This window comes from Microbulbifer taiwanensis, from assembly GCF_014904815.1.
Classification (GTDB): Bacteria; Pseudomonadota; Gammaproteobacteria; order Pseudomonadales; family Cellvibrionaceae; genus Microbulbifer; species Microbulbifer taiwanensis.
The window spans coordinates 1-1252 of sequence record NZ_JACZFR010000098.1 but is presented as its reverse complement, the minus strand read 5'-3'; the positions used below and the strand labels follow the sequence as shown (position 1 = coordinate 1252).

The window sequence follows — 1252 nt, the reverse complement described above, 5'->3', positions numbered from 1 at the left end:
CTGTCCCGTCCTGAAATAGGTTGATACATTGAGGACCTATTGATGGATACCCCTTCACCACCCCGTTCAAAACGCACACAGTGTGATTACACTCTCGGCTTTAAATTGGCCGTGGTCGATGAGGTCGAAAAGGGCGACCTGACCTATAAGCAGGCCCAGGCCAAGTATGGAATCCAGGGGCGCAGCACCGTGCTGGTCTGGCTTCGAAAGCATGGTAAGTTGGACTGGGCCTCATCCAGGAGCTCAACGATGTCCAAGCAGCCAGAGACCCCAGCCCAGACTATCAAGCGACTTGAGCAGCAGCTCAAGGATGCCGAGGACCGCCAATACCTGATGGAGAAGATGATGGACATCATCGATCAGGAATATGGAGGGTCGCTGCGAAAAAAGTATTTATCCGAGTTGCCCGACAGGCTCAAGCCGAAAAAGTAGTCCCTCTGGCGCGTAGCTGTCGCCTCTGCGGCATTAGTCCTCAGGCAATCTACCAGCGGCTCCAACGCCACGCGCATAAGCAGCAGACGCTGGCGCCGGTAGAGGATTGGGTGCGGGAAGTGCGGCGCCAGCTGCCGAGGCTGGGCACTCGGAAGCTATATCACCTACTTGAGCCGCGCCTGCAGGCATCGGGTATCAAGCTTGGCCGTGACGGGTTGTTCGACTTCCTGAGGGATCGTCGACTGCTGATTCAGCCAAAACGCCGCTATACCAAGACGACAAATAGCCGGCACTGGCTGAAGAAGCATCCGAACCTGTTATCAGGATTGTCTGTGAAACGACCGGAGCAGGTGTTTGTGAGTGATATCACCTATGTCGAGAGCGATGAGGGTATCCACTACCTGTCCCTGGTCACAGATGCTGGCTCGCGGAAAATCATGGGGCATGAGCTGAGTCACCAAATGCGGGCTGAGGACACGGTAAAAGCCCTGCAGAAGGCGGTTAAAGCGCGATGCACAACGAACCCTCTGATCCATCACTCGGACCGAGGGCTGCAATACTGTTCAGGGTTATACCAACGGGAACTGCGGGAGGGCGGCATAGTGCCATCCATGACTGATGGATATGATTGTTACCAGAATGCACTGGCAGAGAGAGTCAACGGCATCCTGAAGCAGGAGTTCCTCACAGTGCGCTGCCGTACCTTTGCGGAACTGAAGGTCTTGCTTGAGGAGTCCATATACGCCTACAACCACTTGCGGCCGCACCTGAGCCTCGGCATGGAAACGCCGGAATCTGTGCACAAAAAAGCCAGCTCGGG

1 protein-coding gene is annotated in these 1252 nt (G+C 55.6%); it reads left to right on the top strand.

Annotated features, from left to right (window positions below; genetic code table 11):
* Positions 1–42: 42 nt before the first annotated feature.
* Positions 43–1252 (top strand): IS3 family transposase gene (locus IG627_RS20640; RefSeq protein WP_193195203.1). Its coding sequence is split into 2 segments (ribosomal slippage), with 1211 coding nucleotides annotated over them: positions 43–403 and positions 403–1252; the frame shifts between segments, so codons are not numbered across the junction. This gene is flagged as partial in the annotation.